Source organism: Neorhizobium sp. T25_13, from assembly GCF_002968675.1.
Lineage (GTDB): Bacteria > Pseudomonadota > Alphaproteobacteria > Rhizobiales > Rhizobiaceae > Neorhizobium > Neorhizobium tomejilense.
Genome location: NZ_PVBI01000009.1, coordinates 93572 through 109803 on the forward strand (window position 1 = coordinate 93572; position 16232 = coordinate 109803).

Genomic DNA, 16232 nt, shown 5'->3' on the forward strand with positions numbered 1-16232 from the left:
TGAAAGCGCCGTTGAGGCGCTACCTTCGGATCTTCATTCGCCCTCGGCCCCTCCAGGCCGAAAGCGTTCCTCCATTTTAGTCTCCCACCTTATTTCCAGGTGAGATGCAGCACTTCCAGCCGCTCTATTCCCGGCACCTCCACCTCCGCGCGTCCGTCCTTAACGCTGAAGCTTGCCGCCCTGTCCGCAACGACCAGCCAGGCTTTCACAACCGATTTGCCCTCTGGAATTTCCACCGAAACGGTCTGGGCCGCCAGAGGATAATTTTCGCGTATGGGCCCTTTCATCATCATCGGGTTGGAGAGGTTGAAGAGGCTGAGCGCGATACCCTCGGCGTTTTCCCTGAGGGCGAGGTCGATGACGCCCGGGCCATTGACGGTGACGCGCGGGGTCTTGCCAAGCGCCCAATGGACGGCGTTGGACAGCAGGCGGGCGTGATCGACGGCAAAGACTTCCCAGAAGATTTCGCCGATATTCCAGGGAATATAGACCGTGCGGCCACCCCTGCCGGTTTCGCGGGCGATGACGGCCGCCCCTTCCGGGTCTTTACGCGGATAGACCTCCTCCATCGGAAGGTCAGGGAAATCGGGAACGTAGAGGACGGGCGTTTCAGCGCCCGCAGCCGGCTCGACATGGATGAGCCTCGTGCCGCCCATGATCCGCTCGGCGCCGTCAAAACCCTTGTTGACCGGGTGGTCGCCGGACAGTGCCACATAGGTGTTCTTGACGATGCCGCGCGGGCCGGAAACGAATTTCGCGCCAAGCACGTCCGACAAGCCGAACTCGGGCCGCGTCTTGCCGAATTCGTCGCGAAGTGAGGTCTCGTAGGAGGCGACGACGCTGCCGCCGCGCGCCACATAGGCGCGGATCGCCTCGTTCTGCGCCTCCGAAAGGCAGGAGGCATTGGCAAGAATGATGACCTTGAAGCGGTCGAGATTGTCCCGGGTGAGCACCTGGTCGGACAGAAGCTCGAAGGGCAGGCGTGCCTCGACCAGGGCATGGTAGATACCGAGGTCGTGTTTCTCCGCCGCGTGGCGGTCTTCCGGTGCCCAGTGACGCAAGGTGGTCGACGGGTCGATCACTGCAATTTCCGCCGTCGGCCTCATGCTTTCGAGGACCGGCTCGACGGCCGACTGCAGCACGAAAGCCTCGGCGACCGGCTCCACCCAGCGCTTGTCAGGCACTACGCCATTGAATTTCGTGAACCAGGCGAAAAGCCCGTGGGCCGTGCCGTTGTTGATCCAGAGCTGCATTTCCTCGCCCGAGGTCACCGCATCCTTCCAGCGATACTCCTCCTCTGGACCGATCGAGGTGATCAGCACCACGGGGCGATCGGCAAACGTGGCGCGGATGCGCTTGCCGTTGCGCCCCGCCGACCAGCCGAGCTCCAGCCCCTTGCGGCCCTGGTGGTCGACGACGAGGAAGGGGCAATGTTTGGTGATGACGGAGAGGTCGAACTCCATCAGCGACGCGCCGCTCATGTTCGGGATGAAGCTTGCATGCGGCCGGATGGCTTTGACCGCGTCGTCCCACTGGGCGATCACGTCGGTCAGCACACGGCGGCGCCATTGCAGCCAGGCCTGCCAGGCTGGATCCTCGGCATCCGCCTTCCTGGGCAGGGCGTAGCCGGTCATGTCCTTGAAACGGCGGGCGCTATCCTCGCTGTAATCGACGCCATGGCCTTGCCAGCGATTGGCGAAGATCGCGTCGATATCGTATTCGCGGACGATCTCTTTCACGACCTCCGGCATGAATACCGAGTTGTAGTCGCCATAGGCATTGGTGACCCAGACATCCGGGTAGGCCCAGTGGCGGCGCGGCGTGCCGTCGGCATTGATCATCACCCATTCCGGATGGGCCTTGGCCGCATCGTCATGAATGGCATGCGGATCGACGCGGGCCATGACATGCATGTCGAGCTTGCGGGCGGCATCGACCAACGCGCCGAAAATGTCCCTGTCACCCAGATACTGGCTGACGTAGTGATAGGGAACTTTACTTGGATAGTAGGCGATGTAGCCGCCGGCGCTGAGGCATACGGCGTTGGATTTCGTGCGCTTGAAGACGTCGATCCAGAAGGCCGGGTCGTATTTTTCCGGGTCATCCTCCACGAAGGTCAGCTGGGTCCAGCGCGTCGCGGTCCTGTACCAGTCGGGAGTCCGCAAGGTGTCGGTGTTCTGTCGTCTCGCCTCGAGCATGATAGCTTCCAGTTATCGGAAAAAGGGGCCCATGGCGCCGGCCGGCTTACGCCGGCGCCCGGAAAAACATCGCAATTGGCGAGGCCTTCAGACCTTGTAGAACTGCTCCGGCATGGTCGGGGCAGGGGTCGGCCAGCCGAACGAGTTCGGCATGGTCTTGGTGATGTTCCTCATGTTGTTCTTGACGATGCCGTAGCCGTCCGGCGGCTGCGAAATGCCGAAGACATAGAAGTTGTCGGCGGCCCCCTGGAGGATCTGTTTCATGATCTCGCGCTGGCCGGCCTGGTCCGATGTCGCCTTCAGCTTGTCGTAAAGCGCGAGCAGCTTCTTGGTCTCTTCCGGCGGTTCCTCGGCATTGGCGTTCTTGGGATCGAGATACCAAAGCTGCCACGCCGGGGCATACATCGCATTGCTGTCGGTCGGCACGTAGTAGCGCGGATCGAGCATCGCCGCGACGCCGCCATTGGCGCCGAACTGATGCGCGGTCGCGTCGAAGTCGCGACCCTGGCGCACGCGGGTTTCCCAGAGCGAGCGGTCCATGGTGCGCATCTGCGCATCGATGCCGACCGCCTGGAACATCGGGATCGCCAGTTGGAAGAGATCGAGGAAGATTGGGCGGGCCTGGTCGATCTCGAAGATGATCGTCAGCCGCCGGCCCTTCTCGTCGAGACGGAAATTCTGGCTGTCGCGCTTCGGAACCAGCTCGTCGAGCATGGCATTCGCCTTGTCGACGCTGTACTCGGTGAACTGCTTGGCGAGCTGCTCGCTATAGAGCGGATCGCCTTCCTTGACCGACGGCTGGGCGGCTGCGCCCTGGCCGACCAGCACGGCGTCGATCAGCGTCTGCCGATCGAGCGCCGTCGACAGGGCCGCGCGGAATTTCTTGTTGCGGAAGAGCTTTCGCTTCGTCTCGTCATTGTGGTTCAGGTTGAAGATGAAGTTCATGACATTGGCCTCGGTCGAGGTCAGCGTGTAGAAATCATAGTCGCCCTGCTTGCGCGCGTCGTAGAGAACCGACTTGTTGTTCGGCGTGGCGATATACTGGTCCATCAGGTCGATTTCGCCCTGCATGCATTTCAAGAGCAGTACCTGCGGATCGGCAACCATCTGGTAGACGATGCGGTCCATATAGGGCAACTGATTGCCCGCGGTATCGACCTTCCAATAGTAGGGGTTGCGTTCGGCCACGACGCGCTCGGTATTTTCGCCAGGCGCGATCGTGAAATACCAGGCGTTGAGGCAAGGCTTCTTCGACGAATTGAGGAAGAAGGCGTTGTCGTCCTGGAAGCCGGAGGCCGATTGGAATGCGGCGATCCAGCTCTGGAAGCCGCGCTGCTTGGCCAGCTCGTCCGCTTTCGGATTGTAGTCGATATGGAACTGTTCGAGATAATGCTTGGGGCAGCGCGTGGTGTGATCCCAGTTGGACCAGGCGACCTGCAGCGGGAACATACCGTTAGGTTTTTCGAAGATGACCTTGAAGGTCTGTTCGTCGACCACTTCCAGCTTGGCGGGCTTGCCGGCGGTCTTCCAGTGGCCCTGGCTGGTGACGGCAACGCGTTTGTCGGTCAGCACGGTATCGTACCAGAACTTGACGTCGGCGGTGGTGTAGGGATGTCCATCGGACCACTTCATGCCCTTGCGCAGGCGGATGGTGTAGACGGTGGAATCCGCGTTGCCTTCAAAGGCTTCCGCGACATTGAGCGTCACCCCAGACCAGTCGGGCGTGTAACGCAGGAGAGGCTCATAGGCCTGATAGCGGAACAGCATCGAGAGTGAACCGCCGCCGACCAGCGCCAGCTTCCAATCGCCTCCGTATTTCCCAACGCTTTCAAGCGGTTTGATGACAAGGGGGTTGGCGGGCAACCGATCCTTGAGGGGAGGGAGGGCGCCACCGGCGACCTTATCCTTCAAGAGACCTGCTTCCTTGTAGTCGACGGCTAAAGCCGGCAGGGCCGGCAAAATCAAAACGGCCGAAGTCCCGGCCAGAAACGCGCGACGTTTCAGCTTGATCATGAGTGTCTCCTCCACACGCAGTCCCCGCCGTTACCTATTATTTCCCTTGGGCGTGGATAACAGAAAGTTTGCATTCGAATACTGTTAGGTAAAGTGTTATGTAGGCTTGTTTGGAAAAATTGCGTTTTGCAGTGCGGCAGTGCCGCCAGGCGGCAATGCAGAGAGGGCTGGAATGAAAAACAGGGGGCGGGTCACCTTGCAGACCATCGCGCGCGAGGTCGGCCTTTCGAAATATGCCGTGTCCAGATCGTTGTCGGGCAAGAGCGGCGTCAGCGAGGAAACCCGCGAGCGGATACGCGAAACCGCCGCACGGCTCGGCTATAGCAAGCCCGCCAGCCAGACCGCGCCGGGCGATATCGCGGTGGTGTTTCACGACCTCGATCCGGTCAACAGCGAGCTACACATGCAGATCCAGAACGGGGTCCAGGCAGAGGCGCACAGGCTCGGCATGGCTCTCAGGATGTTATGGACCCACAGCCAAGGGCAGCTCGAAGAACTGGCGCGCACCTGCGCCGGGCTGCTGCTGGTCGGACCGCACGACCGCGAGGCGATCCGCGCCGCGATGGCGACTGGCACTCCGATCATCCGGTTCGGCTGGGTCGATCCGCTCGAGGATGCCGATCAGGTTTCCGGCACCGACCACGAGGCAGGGCAGGCCGTGATCCAATACTTGGTAGACCTCGGTCACCGTTCCATCGCCTATGTCCATGGCACACCCGGTTATCGCGGCCGCCGCGAGCGCTTTTATGGCGCGCGCGAAATCGCCGAGCGTCACCCGGATGTCACGTTGCATGTCCTGCAGTTCGAGGAGGAGAATGGTTTTGCCGAAACCTATCGCGCACTGAAGGAAAAAGGTGCTCGGCCGACCGCCTTCTTCTGCGCGCATGACGGCTTGGCGCTCACCGTCGTTTCCGAACTCCTGGGCCAGGGCTATCGCATTCCCGATGATGTCTCGGTGGTCGGTTTCGGCGATTTTTCACCGGCAAAGCAGATTTCGCCGGCTTTGACGACGGTGCGGATGGAAGGCCAGGAATGCGGAGCCGTCGGCCTGCGGCTCCTGCTCGAGCGGATCGAGAACCCGCGCCAGTCCGGAACCCCCGCCCGCAGGGTCCAGGTCGCGTCGAGGATCATCGAGCGCCGCTCCACCGGGCCATGCAAGGGCGGCGTGCATCCCGATGATCGCATGGTACTTGGGCAGGAACCGCGTACAGTGACCGTCTGACGGTTCCCGCCGCCGCCAGTCCGAGCATCGCTGCTCCGGTGGCGAATGGATTTCGATGGCCTATTTGAGGCTCTTCATATCGACCATGTCCATGTCGGTGAAGGACTGGTTGTCTCCGGCCATGCTCCAGATGAAGGCGTAGGCGCTGGTGCCGGCGCCGCAATGGATCGACCAGGGCGGCGAGAGCACGGCCTGTTCATTGCGGATGATCAGATGGTTCGTCGCCGCCGGCCGGCCCATCAGGTGAACGACGAAGGCGTTTTCCGGGATCTCGAAATAGAGATAGGCTTCCATCCGCCTGTCATGCAGATGCGCCGGCATGGTGTTCCAGACGCTGCCGGTCTCCAGCCGGGTCAGCCCCATCAGCAGCTGGCAGGTCGGCAGCACTTTCGGATGCAGGTACTGGTAAAGCTTGCGCTTGTTCGACGTGGCACTTTCGCCGAGATTGTTCTCGATCGCATCTGCGCTGCCGACGAACCGCGAGGGTAAGGTGGCATGCGCCGGCGCACTGTTGATATAAAATTTCGCGGGCGCAAAAGGGTTGTCGCTCTCGAAGAAGATTTCCTTCGTTCCCATGCCGAGATAGAGCCCGTCCATCGGCCCGAGCGCGTAAGCCCTGCCATCGGCGATGACGCGGCCCGACCCACCGATATTGATGAGGCCAAGCTCGCGGCGTTCCAGGAGGTAATCCGCGCCGACAAGTTTCGCCAGCTCGCTGCCGACGCTGACGAGGTCCGGTGTCGGCGTGACACCGGCCACCAGCATGCGGTCATAGTGGGTATAGACGGCCTGCAGCGTCCCCGCGACAAACAGATTCTCGATCACGAAATTCTCGCGCAAGTCGGCGCTCGTCATACGCTCCGACTGGCTGTAGTGAACGGCATGGCGCGTCCGGACATCGATCGTCATGGTCTGTTTTCTCCTGTTTCTCGGCGCGAGCGCGCTGTATTGTGTCTCAGTTTGAATTTCGGCTTTCGGCCCGAACCGGAAGTTCGGTCTGCCCGGCCTGGTGTCCATCCGGACCTAAAACTCTGTGCGTCACGCCCGGCTCGCCCGAACGCTCAGCCACCAGTCATTGGGGCTCCCGACGCACCGACGTATCTCGCTGACAATCCAGCCGGCGTCCGTGAGTGCGGATCGCAGGGCAGGCTCGCGCCAGTACGTTTCGACGTAGCGCCGAGGCGCTGCAGCGCTGCCGTGTGTGGACATATCCTCGCCATCACCCTCTCTAACCGAGGCGTGCAGCCGGCCACCGGTCCGGGTCGCCTCGGCAAGTCGTCCAAGCACCACGGGCAAATCTTCGCGCGCGACGTGAATCAGGCAGGCACAGGCCCAGATCCCGTCATACGGTGTGCCGGGACGCTGCGGGTCGGCCAGGTCTTCGGTCAGCGGGTCCAGCAGGTCGGCCTCGAAGCCATTCTCGCGAAGCAGTTCGACGAAACCCTTCGAGATGTCGGTGCGCCGGACGCTAATCCCCCGCTTCTCAAGCTCAAGTGCATCCCGCCCGCCGCCGCTTCCGATCTCCAGCACCCTGCCCGAGCCACCCAGCCCGGTCACGAACGCATCGATCTCTGTCGCGACCCATTCGGGCATCGCCGCGGCTTCAGCAGCGTACTCCGTCGCAACCGTATCATAAGACCGCACAGTGTCCCTGTCGGTGCTCATCTTAGCGCTCCTCCGTCAAGACAAAGACCCCCAACGAGCGAAAGGCCATCTCCCAACCATAGCAGAAGTTCGATCTGAGATACTACCGGGCGTTGCTATCGTTTGACGGCGGCGCTGAGCTCGACCTGGTCTCCCATCCGCCCAGACTGGGACATCACCGATCGCGTGTCCAGCAGCGTTTCCGCATAGGCCATCATCAAAGGTCCGACACCCTTGATGTCGTCGGGGCGGATTTCCTCGGAGAGATAATAGCCGACGGTGCCGTCGCGATAGCGGCCGTTGAAGCCTCCGAGGCCTGCGACGCAACAGATGTTGTGAAGCCTCAGCCGTCCATCCGCATCCCGCCGCAGCTCCTGTCCCGTCAGCGATTGCAGGCTCGCTCGACCGGCCTCGGAAACGCCGGGGGGGCCGCCAAGCCGCGCGAGCTTCTGGAGGAAATAGGAGAACATCGCCGTGGCCGAGCTTTCGGGATAGTTCTGCGCTTCGTCCGGCCGGTCGATCACCTGCAGCCAACGGTGATCCGTGGTGCGAAGGGCAATGATCCGGGACGCCAGCGCCGCGGCGCGGTCGGTCAGCTCCCGCCGGGCCACGCCGGCGGGCAGGTGTTCGATGATGTCGACGAAGGCCATCGCCAGCCAGCCGATCGATCTTGCCCAATGGGCCGGCGAAAGGCCGCTTTCCGCATCCGCCCAAGCCTGTTGCCGGGCCTCGTCGTAACCGTGGCGATAAAGATCCGCCTGCCGGTCATAGGTAAGGTCGAGCGCTGTCGTGAACTGCCGGAGCGCTTCCTCGACGGCCTGGGGCTTTGAGACCGCTTGGGCGTATTCCACCTTGAAGGGCAGCGCCATGTAAAGCCCGTCCAGCCAGATCTGATGCGGATAACGCAGCTTGTGCCAATAGACGTCGCTGCCGGTGCGGGGATGTGTTTCGAGCTGCCGCGCCAGCGGTGCGGCGGCATCAAGCCAGCGGCTCTCGCCGGTCAGCCGGTGGAGAAAGACGAGCGCCCGGCCGGGCAGGATGTTGTCGATGTTGAATTCGTCGATCGCGTAGCCGACAAGCCGGCCCTGCGCGTCGATCTGGCCGCTCACCAGACGGATGAGATGATCCAGCCACAGGCGCTCGCCGGTCGCTTCGTAAAGCGCGATCAGGCCGCGGTAGAGGCAACCGTCCTCGTAACACCAGGCGCCGCCTTTGTAATATTCATAATCGCGCGCGTAATTCTCGAAGTAGTCCTGAAGCATTGGATTTCAGTCTTGAGCTGGATGAATGGAAACCGGAGAAAGCCGCGCCAGACGGCTGAAAACGGCGTTTTCCGCAACGATCCCGGCATGCCGGAGCGGCAGGAGTAGAGAGGCCATTTCCGGCACTTCGGCCTCGGCATCCGGCGCGAAGGAAACGGTGTAGTTCTCGAAGGCAATGTCACGGATTGCGGCTTCCGGCAGACCATAGAAGACGGCGGCGGCCGTTCGCGCGCCGGTAACGGTAACATTCTCGACGGAGATCGAGCTTATGCTCGGCGTCTCCAGGGAGACCGGCAGCGGCGACCGGGACTGGACGTAATCGGACCGGCCGTCGGAATCGCAGAAATAGAAAGAATTGACGGCGACCGGGGTTGCGACGTCCTCCATCAGGCTGTCGGCAAGGCGGATGTTGGCGACAGTGCCGCCGCGTCCCCGGCGCGTCTTGATGCGCAGCCCCCGATCGGTTCCCTTGAAGTGGCAGTTTCGGATGGCGATGTCGCTGATGCCGGCGCTCATCTCGCTGCCGATGACCACCGCGCCATGGCCGCGCTCCATCAGGCAGTTCTCGATCCGCACATGCTCGGTCGGGCGGTCCGGCCCACCGAGAAGGCTGCGTTTGCCGGCCTTGAGCGCAATGCAATCGTCGCCGACCGAAATGTGCAGGCCGGCGAGATGGATATCGGAGCTGCTTTCGGGGTTGAAACCGTCGGTATTCGGGGAGTCCGGATCGTTCTCAATCGTGAGATCCGCGGCGATAAGCCGTCTGCAGAAAACCGGGTGGACCGTCCAGGACGGCGAATTGCGGATGGTCAGGCCGGAAAGCGTGACGTCCTCGCAAGCCGACAGGAAGGTGGTGCGGGGGCGTCTGGCGCCTTGGCGTGTTTCCTTCGGCCACGACCACCAGTCGCCGCGGTCACCGCCGCCGTCGATGATGCCGGTGCCGGCAAGATGAACATTGCGGCAGTCGATCGCGTTGATCAGGCTGGCGTAGCAGGCCTCCGCCACGCCTTCCCAGGTGCCGAGAACGCGGCCATCCGCATGGCGCGCCGGCAGGATGGGAAAGTCGTGCCTGCTGGCGATTGCCGCGAGCTCGGCGCCGTCTTCGAGAAACAGGGTCATGTCGCTCTTGAGGAAGATCGGACCGCTCAGCCAGCGCCCGGCCGGTATTCTCAGCGTGCCTCCGGGAGCGAGCCCCGCGATGGCCCGCTGGATCGCCGGCGCATTGTCCTGTGCGTCCGTCGAGGCGCCGAAATCGCGGATGTCGATCGCGGCGGTTTCCCGCCGTGTGGTAAATTCGAGCCGGGCATCACCTGCATGGAAAAGGTAGGTTGTGCCCGGCTCAAGGGAAGCGACCGAGAAGACGACAGTCCGTGTCGTCCCCTCGGCGACCAACGCGCCGCCGATCTCCCGAACCTGCCAGGCAAGCGCGTCATCGCGTGTGTGAAGATGCCTTTCGGCATCGACGCGGAAGGTCGCGTTGCGGGGGCCGGCAATCAGGAGTTCGATGGCGACGTCCGTCACGTCCTCAGATCCCCGTCAGCGCTTGGTTGATGCCGGCGATGATCTCGGTTGCGGCATCCTTGGAGGATTGCTGGCCATAAGCGAAGGCTTCGAAATTGGTATCGAAGACTTCGGTGACGCGCGGATGCTCGTTGAGCGGCGAGACGCCGGGGCTGGTCGGCTCCATCACCCGCTTGTAGGCTTCCAGCTGCACCGGCTTGATCTTGCCTTCCTTGGTCAGCGTATCGAGCGCCGCCTTGCTGGAGGGAATGCCGCGCGTCGCCCCCATGATCTTGACCGCTTCCGGATCGTTGAGCAGGCAGTTGAGCACCTGCGCCGCGGCCTTCGGGTCCTTGCTGTTCCGGGAGATCGAAAACAGCATGGAGGGCTTGCGGTAGACGCCGTCGGTCTTGGCGCCCTCGATCGTCAACAGCTTGACGGGCACGAGCTCCTGGCCCTTTTCCATCGGAGTCGCGATCTTGCCGTAGGTGCTGTCCCACTGGTAGGTGCCGGCGACCTGGCCCTTGGCCCATTTCTGGTTTTCATGCAGCGGCGTATTGCCGCCGGCGGCGACCTGTTTCCAGCTCTCGATGACGCCCTTGTCGACCAGTGTCTTGTAGAATTCCAGGCCTTCGGCGAGTTCGGCTTCGCTCCAGGCGACCTTGTTGGTGGCCGGATCGATCAGGTCCTTGCCGGTCTTCTGGGTGGTGCGCAGGATCACCATCAGGCGGGCGTCGAGAGCGGCGCCTTCGAAGGGATAATACTCCTTGCCGAGCTTTTCCTTCATCTTCGGGGCTGCGGCGATCAGCTCTTCCCAGGTTTTCGGGATCGGGACACCGGCCTTGTCGTAGGTCGTCTTGTTGAACATGAAGACGCGACCGGTCGTGGAGACGGAAATGCCGTTCAGCTTGCCCTTGACGGTGCCGCTGTCGAGGTCCGACTTCGACCACTGGCTGAGGTCGATGATGTCCTTGTACTGGTTCAGGTCAGCAAAGCCGTCGCCGTTCTTGGTGAACAGCGGCAGCCATGGCCAGTTCACCTGCATGATGTCGGCCTCGGTGCGGCCGGCGAGCTGGGTGGCGATCTTTTCCTGATGGCCCTGGAAGCCGGTGAATTCAGGTGCGATCGTGTGGCCGAATTTCGCGCCGCAGACCTTCAGGGCCTGCTGGGTCGCGACATGGCGGTCGTCGCTGCCCCACCAGGACATGCGCAGGTCCGCGGCGAATGCGGTCGAAAGGCTGGTGGCGGCAAACAAAGCCGCCGTCATGAACATGGTTCTCATTTTGGCTCCTCCCAAGTTGGAACGATGAAGTTTCAAATCGCCAGGCTGATGTTCTCCCCGGACTGGCGGTCGAACAGATGCACTCCCTTCGGGTCCGGGCTCAGCCAGACCCAGTCGTCGCGAAGCGCGCCGCGGTCGTAGGACGCGGACGGCACCACGGCGATGAGGCGTTTCGGGCCGATGTCGACATAGAGGTAGACTTCGTGGCCCATGAACTCGATATGGGTAAGCTTGCCCTTGATGGTGCCGGGCGTTTCGGCCGCGACGATGTGCAGGTGCTGCGGCCGGATGCCGAGCGTGACGTGCTCGCTGCGTCCGGAAATCCGCTTGGTGAACTCGTCGCCGAGCACGATCACCTGCTCCGCTGCCCGCACGCTGTTCTCTCCCTCGAACGTGCCGTCGAGGAAATTCATTTCCGGGCTGCCGATGAAGCCTGCGACGAACGTATTGGCCGGGCGGCTGTAGAGCGTCACCGGATCGGCGACCTGCATGATGTGGCCGTCCCTCATGACGCAGATGCGGTCGCCCATGGTCATGGCTTCGGTCTGGTCGTGGGTAACGTAGATGACGGTCGCCTGCTGGCCGTCCGCCTTCAGCCGCTTGTGCAGGTCGGTGATGCGCACGCGCATCGAGGCCCGCAGCTTGGCGTCGAGGTTGGAGAGCGGCTCGTCGAACAGGAAGACCTGCGGTTTCTTGATCAGCGCCCGACCGACCGCGACACGCTGCGCCTGGCCGCCTGAGAGCTGTTTTGGAAGCCGGTCGAGCAAGGGGTCGATCTCGAGAAGACTGGAGACGTGCTGGGTGGCCTGTTCGATCTCGGCGGCCGGACGGCGCTTCAGCCGCATGCTGAAGGAGAGGTTCTTGCGGACCTTCATATGCGGATAGAGCGCATAGTTCTGGAAGACCATGGATATGCCGCGGTCGCCCGGCGTCTTGTCGTTGACCAGCTCGCCGCCGATGCGGATCTCGCCGCCGGTCACCCGTTCCAGCCCGGCGATCATCCGCAGCGTCGTGGACTTGGCGCAGCCGGACGGGCCGACCAGCACCATGAACTCGCCGTCTTCGACATCCAGATTGATGCCATGCACGGCGCGGAACGAACCGTAGTCCTTTTCGAGGTTTCTCAGTTGAAGACGCGCCATGTGACTATCCTTTGATCCCGCCGGAGGAGATCCCGTCGATGAAATATTTCTGGGCGAGGAAGAAGACCGCGAGTGCCGGGGCCAAGGACAGGACCGACATCGCCAGGACCCGGTTCCATTCGAAGGCTTCGGTCGTGTCGATCGACAGTTTCAGCGCCAGCGAGATCGGGTATTTGTCGACCGAAGAGATGTAGATCAGCGGCCCGAGGAAGTCGTTCATCGTCCACATGAACTGGAACAGGCAGACCGAGATCAGCGCCGGCATCAGAAGCGGCACGACGATGAAGATCAGCGTCTGCCAGGTGGTCGCTCCGTCGACGCGCGCTGCTTCCTCCATGTCGCGCGGTATGGCACGCAGGAACTGCACCAGCATGAAGACGAAGAAGGCATCGCCCGCCAGCGCCGAAGGCACCCAGAGCGGCAAATAGCTGTCGAGCCAGCCGAGATCACGGAAGATCAGGTATTGCGGAATGCGGGTGACGACGTTCGGCAGGAGCAGCGTCGCGATCAGCGCGGAAAACAGCACCTTCTTGAACGGGAAATCGAAGCGGGCGAAGCCATAGGCGACCGCCGTGCAGGAAATCGCCGTGCCGATCACTTTCGGGATGACGATCCACAGCGTGTTGATGAAGAAGGTGCCGAAGGAATAGGGCGTCGAGGTCTTCCAGCCCCTGATATAGCCGTCGAGCGTCGGGTTCTCCGGCCAGAAACCGGGATTGGAGAAGATCTCCGAATTGGTCTTGAACGACGCCCCGATCAGCCAGATCAGCGGATAGAGCATCAAGAGCCCGACCACCGTCAGCAGAGCGTAACGCAGCACGGCATTGAAGCGGTGGCGGCGCGTTTCGCGGCTGCGGACGATGTCGATGTCGCGGGCGGCTGCGGAATTCTGGGAGAGGATGTGATCGGTCATGGTCAGCTCCTCTTGTCGCCGGCGTAATAGACCCAGTGGCGCGAAGACCAGAAGGCGATGAGGGTGAGGGCCATGATGATGAGGAACAGGACCCAGGCGATGGCCGAGGCATAACCCATGTCGAAGCGCTTGAAGGCCTCGTCATAGATGTAGATCGGCAGGAGATAGGTGGATTTCAAAGGCCCCCCTTGGGTGATGATGTAGGGTCCGTTGAACTCCTGGAAGGCCTGGACCATCTGCATGATCAGGTTGAAAAAGATGACAGGCGTGATCAGCGGCAGGGTGATGTAGACAAAGCTCGTCCATTTGCCGGCGCCGTCGATCGAGGCTGCCTCGTAGAGCGTCTTGTCGATGCTCTGGAGGGCGGCGAGGAAGATCACCATGGCCGAACCGAACTGCCAGAGGCGCAACAGCGTGATGGTGAACAGCGCATTGGTCGGGTCGCCGAACCAGTTGACCGGCTCGAAGCCTATGAGGGCGAGGCCCATGTTGACGAGGCCGACATCGGCGAAGATGTAGCGCCACAGAACCGCGATGGCGATCGAACCGCCGAGGATCGAGGGCACGTAATAGGCGGTCCTGAAGACGTTGATGAACCTCAGCTTGTAATTGAGGATCACCGCCATGAAGAGCGCGAAAGCGAGCTTCAACGGCACCGTCGTGAACACGTAGACCAGCGTGACCCAGAGCGATTTGCGGAACGTCCGGTCGTTGGTGAACAGCCGGATATAGTTCTGCAGGCCCGTGAAGACCGGCTCGTTCATCAGGTTATAGTTGGTGAAACTCAGATAGAGCGACGCTAGGAAGGGAAGGGCGGTGAAAACCAGGAGCCCGAAGATGAAGGGCGACAGATAGATGAGCCCAAGGAACTTGTTGTCGCCGCTCATGCCGCCTGCCCCAGTCCGGCCAGCGCTTCCGGCAGGCGGTGCATCCGACCGGCATGTGCGGTGACGGCTCCATCACAGGCAAGGTCGCCCGTGAGGTTCGTCGCGCAGTTGAGCGAACCACCGCCGATAGAGGCGATGTTGAACGAAGAGACACTTGCTTTATTGTGCATCGCGACTTCTGGCCCTTCGATTTGCGCACACACCTGATCCGTCAGGCTCCCGCAATTGAAGCGCCATTTCCTCCCATTAATGTCTCAGGCGTGTTGAGTTCTTAGCTCCCGGGCTGATATTCTCACTTTGCCAGCGAGATCAAATCGACGAATTCGGGGAAAAGGATGGAGAAAATCGAAGGTAGCGTTCTGTCTGCCATTCCGATGAACGCGATGGCGTTGACGCTGACGCGTTCAACCATAAGGATGCAGCACTCGCATACCTGGGGCGTGGACAAATCGAACAGCGTTCATGACCTGATCATCTGCCTGACGGGCTCGGCTCGTTATGAAGTCGGGGGCGAGACGATCGACATGGCGCCGGGCAGGGCGATGCTCCTGCCTGCGAATACGTGGTTTTCCGGCCATTCGACCTCGCGGGAAGCCTATACCGGCATCGCCCAGCATTTCACGCTCGACCTCTTCGGACGGCTCGACCTGATCGCCCAGATGAACCTGAAACACGCCGTCACGCTGGCCCGCTGGGAGATGATGGAGCCGCTGACGCGTTATTACCACGACAATTCGCCGCCCTATTCGACGACGCTGCTTCAGCATCACCTCTTCATGTTCCTGTTGATCGAATTCATCGAGCAGGCTCATATCGGCTGGAGGGAGCAGTCGGTCGGCAACGTCAACAATCCGGATGCGCTGTCCTTTTCCGTCATGGTGGCGGCGAGCCAGATCGCGGCCGATCCGCTGGGCGAGGAGATCGTCGGAAGAACGATCGATTCGGTGCCCTACAATCCGGATTACTTCAAGCGGGAGTTCCGCAAGCGCGTTGGCTGGACGCCGGACAAATTCCAGGAATTCAAGCGGATGGAGCGGGCCATGGGCCTGATGGCCGGCGGTTGTACGGTAAAGCGCGCCGCCGAGCTTTCCGGCTATACGGACGCCTACTACTTCTCCCGCATGTTCAAACGCTATATCGGCATCAGCCCGCAGGGCTATCAGCAATCGGAAAAGCGCAGCCGCGAGGGCGCCTTCCCGAGAGGCGAGGAGGATGGCCAGCTCATCTATCCGCTGACCCGCTGAATAGGGCGAAGCCTTTGGGCCGGGTCTAAAGGCTGGCTCCCGCGGGTTCCAGGCCCACCTTGCCGCAGATTGCCAGGCCGGCGCCGGAATTTCTCCCGGCGCCGGGTGATTGCTCACGCGAGCTATCTGCCCGCCTGCCTGGCCGCGCGCTCGATGACGTCGGCGACCTTCTCCGGCTGGGAGGCGAAGACGGCGTGGCTTGCCTTGATCTCGGTGATGTCGCTGCCGGCTCGCCGGGCCATGTCCCGTTCCAGTTCCGGATTGATGGAGCGATCCTCGGTGGCGACGATCGACCAGCTTTTCCTGGTATGCCAGGCGGGATTGCCGACCTTGGCCGAGAAAGCCTCCTTGGCGGCAAATACCTGCGACCGGGCGAGGAACCGGGCCTCGTCCTTCGGCAGGTCCGCCGCGAAATCGCCCGGGAATGCGGCGGGGTCGATATAGAGATATTTGCCGTCCTTCGTCTCGCGGATGTTCATGCCGCCCGCCGGTTTGGAGCTTGCGAGGCTGAGCAGGCTTTCGCCCTTGTCGGGCTGGAACGCCGCCACGTAGACGAGGCCGGCGACATGCGGGTTGTGTCCGGCTTCGGTAATCACCATGCCGCCGTAGCTGTGCCCGACGAGCAGGGTCGGGCCGTCCTGGAGGTCCAGCACCCGGTTGGTGGCGGCGATATCGTCGGCAAGCGAGGTGATCGGCTGCTGAACGATCGTCACGTTGAAGCCGCGCCTTTCGAGGATTTCGGTTGCCTTGCGCCAGCTCGAGCCATCGGCCAATGCGCCGTGGACGATGACGATGTTCTTGACCTGCGCGGCCTGCGCCGCAAACGCGATGACGCTGGTGGCGAAGGCAAGTGCGAAGGTGGAAATACGTCTTTTCATGAGCTTAACTCCTGTTAGTTGATGTAGGATCGGGTTTGGGGTGGGGC

The 16232-nt window shown here is 62.0% G+C and carries 14 protein-coding genes; 2 read left to right on the forward strand and 12 right to left on the reverse strand.

The genetic code is table 11. The features are described from left to right. Window positions 1–89: 89 nt before the first annotated feature. Both C5J22_RS21255 and C5J22_RS21260 read right to left on the reverse strand, forming a co-directional pair. Window positions 90–2198, reverse strand: a complete 2109-nt coding sequence (locus tag C5J22_RS21255; RefSeq protein ID WP_105439857.1) for an alpha-amylase family protein — start codon at window positions 2196–2198, stop codon at window positions 90–92. Window positions 2199–2285: 87 nt separating this feature from the next. Further along, entirely contained in the window at window positions 2286–4211 is a 1926-nt protein-coding gene (locus C5J22_RS21260) for an ABC transporter substrate-binding protein (protein WP_105439858.1), read from the reverse strand. Window positions 4212–4383: 172 nt separating this feature from the next. Between C5J22_RS21260 and C5J22_RS21265 the strand changes: the two genes are divergently transcribed. After that, a complete protein-coding gene (locus C5J22_RS21265; RefSeq protein WP_105439859.1) occupies window positions 4384–5433 on the forward strand; it encodes a LacI family DNA-binding transcriptional regulator in 1050 nt (349 codons plus the stop codon). 60 nt (window positions 5434–5493) lie between these two features. On the opposite strand, the gene kduI is transcribed toward C5J22_RS21265, so the two are convergent. The 9 genes from kduI to C5J22_RS31325 all read right to left on the reverse strand — a co-directional run bounded on the left by kduI (window position 5494) and on the right by C5J22_RS31325 (window position 14233). Next, window positions 5494–6342 carry a 5-dehydro-4-deoxy-D-glucuronate isomerase gene (gene kduI / locus C5J22_RS21270; RefSeq protein ID WP_105439860.1) on the reverse strand — a complete coding sequence of 283 codons (849 nt, stop codon included), beginning with the start codon at window positions 6340–6342 and terminating at the stop codon, window positions 5494–5496. 129 nt (window positions 6343–6471) lie between these two features. Beyond that, entirely contained in the window at window positions 6472–7098 is a 627-nt protein-coding gene (locus C5J22_RS21275) for a class I SAM-dependent methyltransferase (RefSeq protein ID WP_105439861.1), read from the reverse strand. Between the two features lie 95 nt (window positions 7099–7193). Continuing rightward, window positions 7194–8339 carry a glycoside hydrolase family 105 protein gene (locus tag C5J22_RS21280; RefSeq protein WP_105439862.1) on the reverse strand — a complete coding sequence of 382 codons (1146 nt, stop codon included), beginning with the start codon at window positions 8337–8339 and terminating at the stop codon, window positions 7194–7196. A 6-nt stretch (window positions 8340–8345) separates the two neighbouring features. After that, window positions 8346–9860 carry a glycoside hydrolase family 28 protein gene (locus C5J22_RS21285; protein ID WP_105439863.1) on the reverse strand — a complete coding sequence of 505 codons (1515 nt, stop codon included), beginning with the start codon at window positions 9858–9860 and terminating at the stop codon, window positions 8346–8348. A 4-nt stretch (window positions 9861–9864) separates the two neighbouring features. Then, a complete protein-coding gene (locus C5J22_RS21290; protein ID WP_105439864.1) occupies window positions 9865–11121 on the reverse strand; it encodes an ABC transporter substrate-binding protein in 1257 nt (418 codons plus the stop codon). 32 nt (window positions 11122–11153) lie between these two features. Further along, window positions 11154–12263 (reverse strand): ABC transporter ATP-binding protein, encoded by a 1110-nt coding sequence (locus C5J22_RS21295; RefSeq protein WP_105439865.1) that lies wholly within the window; start codon window positions 12261–12263, stop codon window positions 11154–11156. Window positions 12264–12267: 4 nt separating this feature from the next. Then, entirely contained in the window at window positions 12268–13176 is a 909-nt protein-coding gene (locus tag C5J22_RS21300) for a carbohydrate ABC transporter permease (RefSeq protein WP_105439866.1), read from the reverse strand. 2 nt (window positions 13177–13178) lie between these two features. Next, window positions 13179–14063: a carbohydrate ABC transporter permease gene (locus C5J22_RS21305; protein WP_105439867.1), complete on the reverse strand. Its 885-nt coding sequence runs from the start codon at window positions 14061–14063 to the stop codon at window positions 13179–13181. Continuing rightward, window positions 14060–14233 (reverse strand): hypothetical protein, encoded by a 174-nt coding sequence (locus tag C5J22_RS31325; protein WP_172746738.1) that lies wholly within the window; start codon window positions 14231–14233, stop codon window positions 14060–14062. Before C5J22_RS31325 ends, C5J22_RS21305 begins: the two co-directional genes overlap by 4 nt. A gap of 165 nt (window positions 14234–14398) precedes the next feature. Between C5J22_RS31325 and C5J22_RS21310 the strand changes: the two genes are divergently transcribed. Next, window positions 14399–15307, forward strand: coding sequence for an AraC family transcriptional regulator (locus C5J22_RS21310; RefSeq protein ID WP_105439868.1), 909 nt, complete (start codon window positions 14399–14401; stop codon window positions 15305–15307). 122 nt (window positions 15308–15429) lie between these two features. Here C5J22_RS21310 and C5J22_RS21315 read toward each other — a convergent pair whose 3' ends face one another. Next, window positions 15430–16185, reverse strand: coding sequence for an alpha/beta fold hydrolase (locus tag C5J22_RS21315; protein ID WP_105439869.1), 756 nt, complete (start codon window positions 16183–16185; stop codon window positions 15430–15432). Window positions 16186–16232: the final 47 nt, after the last annotated feature.

Coding starts and splice junctions, on each gene's coding strand:
- C5J22_RS21255 (WP_105439857.1), bottom strand. CDS start 2,198: ATGCTCGAGGCGAGACGACAGAACACCGACACCTTGCGGACTCCCGAC.
- C5J22_RS21260 (WP_105439858.1), bottom strand. CDS start 4,211: ATGATCAAGCTGAAACGTCGCGCGTTTCTGGCCGGGACTTCGGCCGTT.
- C5J22_RS21265 (WP_105439859.1), top strand. CDS start 4,384: ATGAAAAACAGGGGGCGGGTCACCTTGCAGACCATCGCGCGCGAGGTC.
- kduI (WP_105439860.1), bottom strand. CDS start 6,342: ATGACGATCGATGTCCGGACGCGCCATGCCGTTCACTACAGCCAGTCG.
- C5J22_RS21275 (WP_105439861.1), bottom strand. CDS start 7,098: ATGAGCACCGACAGGGACACTGTGCGGTCTTATGATACGGTTGCGACG.
- C5J22_RS21280 (WP_105439862.1), bottom strand. CDS start 8,339: ATGCTTCAGGACTACTTCGAGAATTACGCGCGCGATTATGAATATTAC.
- C5J22_RS21290 (WP_105439864.1), bottom strand. CDS start 11,121: ATGAGAACCATGTTCATGACGGCGGCTTTGTTTGCCGCCACCAGCCTT.
- C5J22_RS21295 (WP_105439865.1), bottom strand. CDS start 12,263: ATGGCGCGTCTTCAACTGAGAAACCTCGAAAAGGACTACGGTTCGTTC.
- C5J22_RS21300 (WP_105439866.1), bottom strand. CDS start 13,176: ATGACCGATCACATCCTCTCCCAGAATTCCGCAGCCGCCCGCGACATC.
- C5J22_RS21305 (WP_105439867.1), bottom strand. CDS start 14,063: ATGAGCGGCGACAACAAGTTCCTTGGGCTCATCTATCTGTCGCCCTTC.
- C5J22_RS31325 (WP_172746738.1), bottom strand. CDS start 14,233: ATGCACAATAAAGCAAGTGTCTCTTCGTTCAACATCGCCTCTATCGGC.
- C5J22_RS21310 (WP_105439868.1), top strand. CDS start 14,399: ATGGAGAAAATCGAAGGTAGCGTTCTGTCTGCCATTCCGATGAACGCG.
- C5J22_RS21315 (WP_105439869.1), bottom strand. CDS start 16,185: ATGAAAAGACGTATTTCCACCTTCGCACTTGCCTTCGCCACCAGCGTC.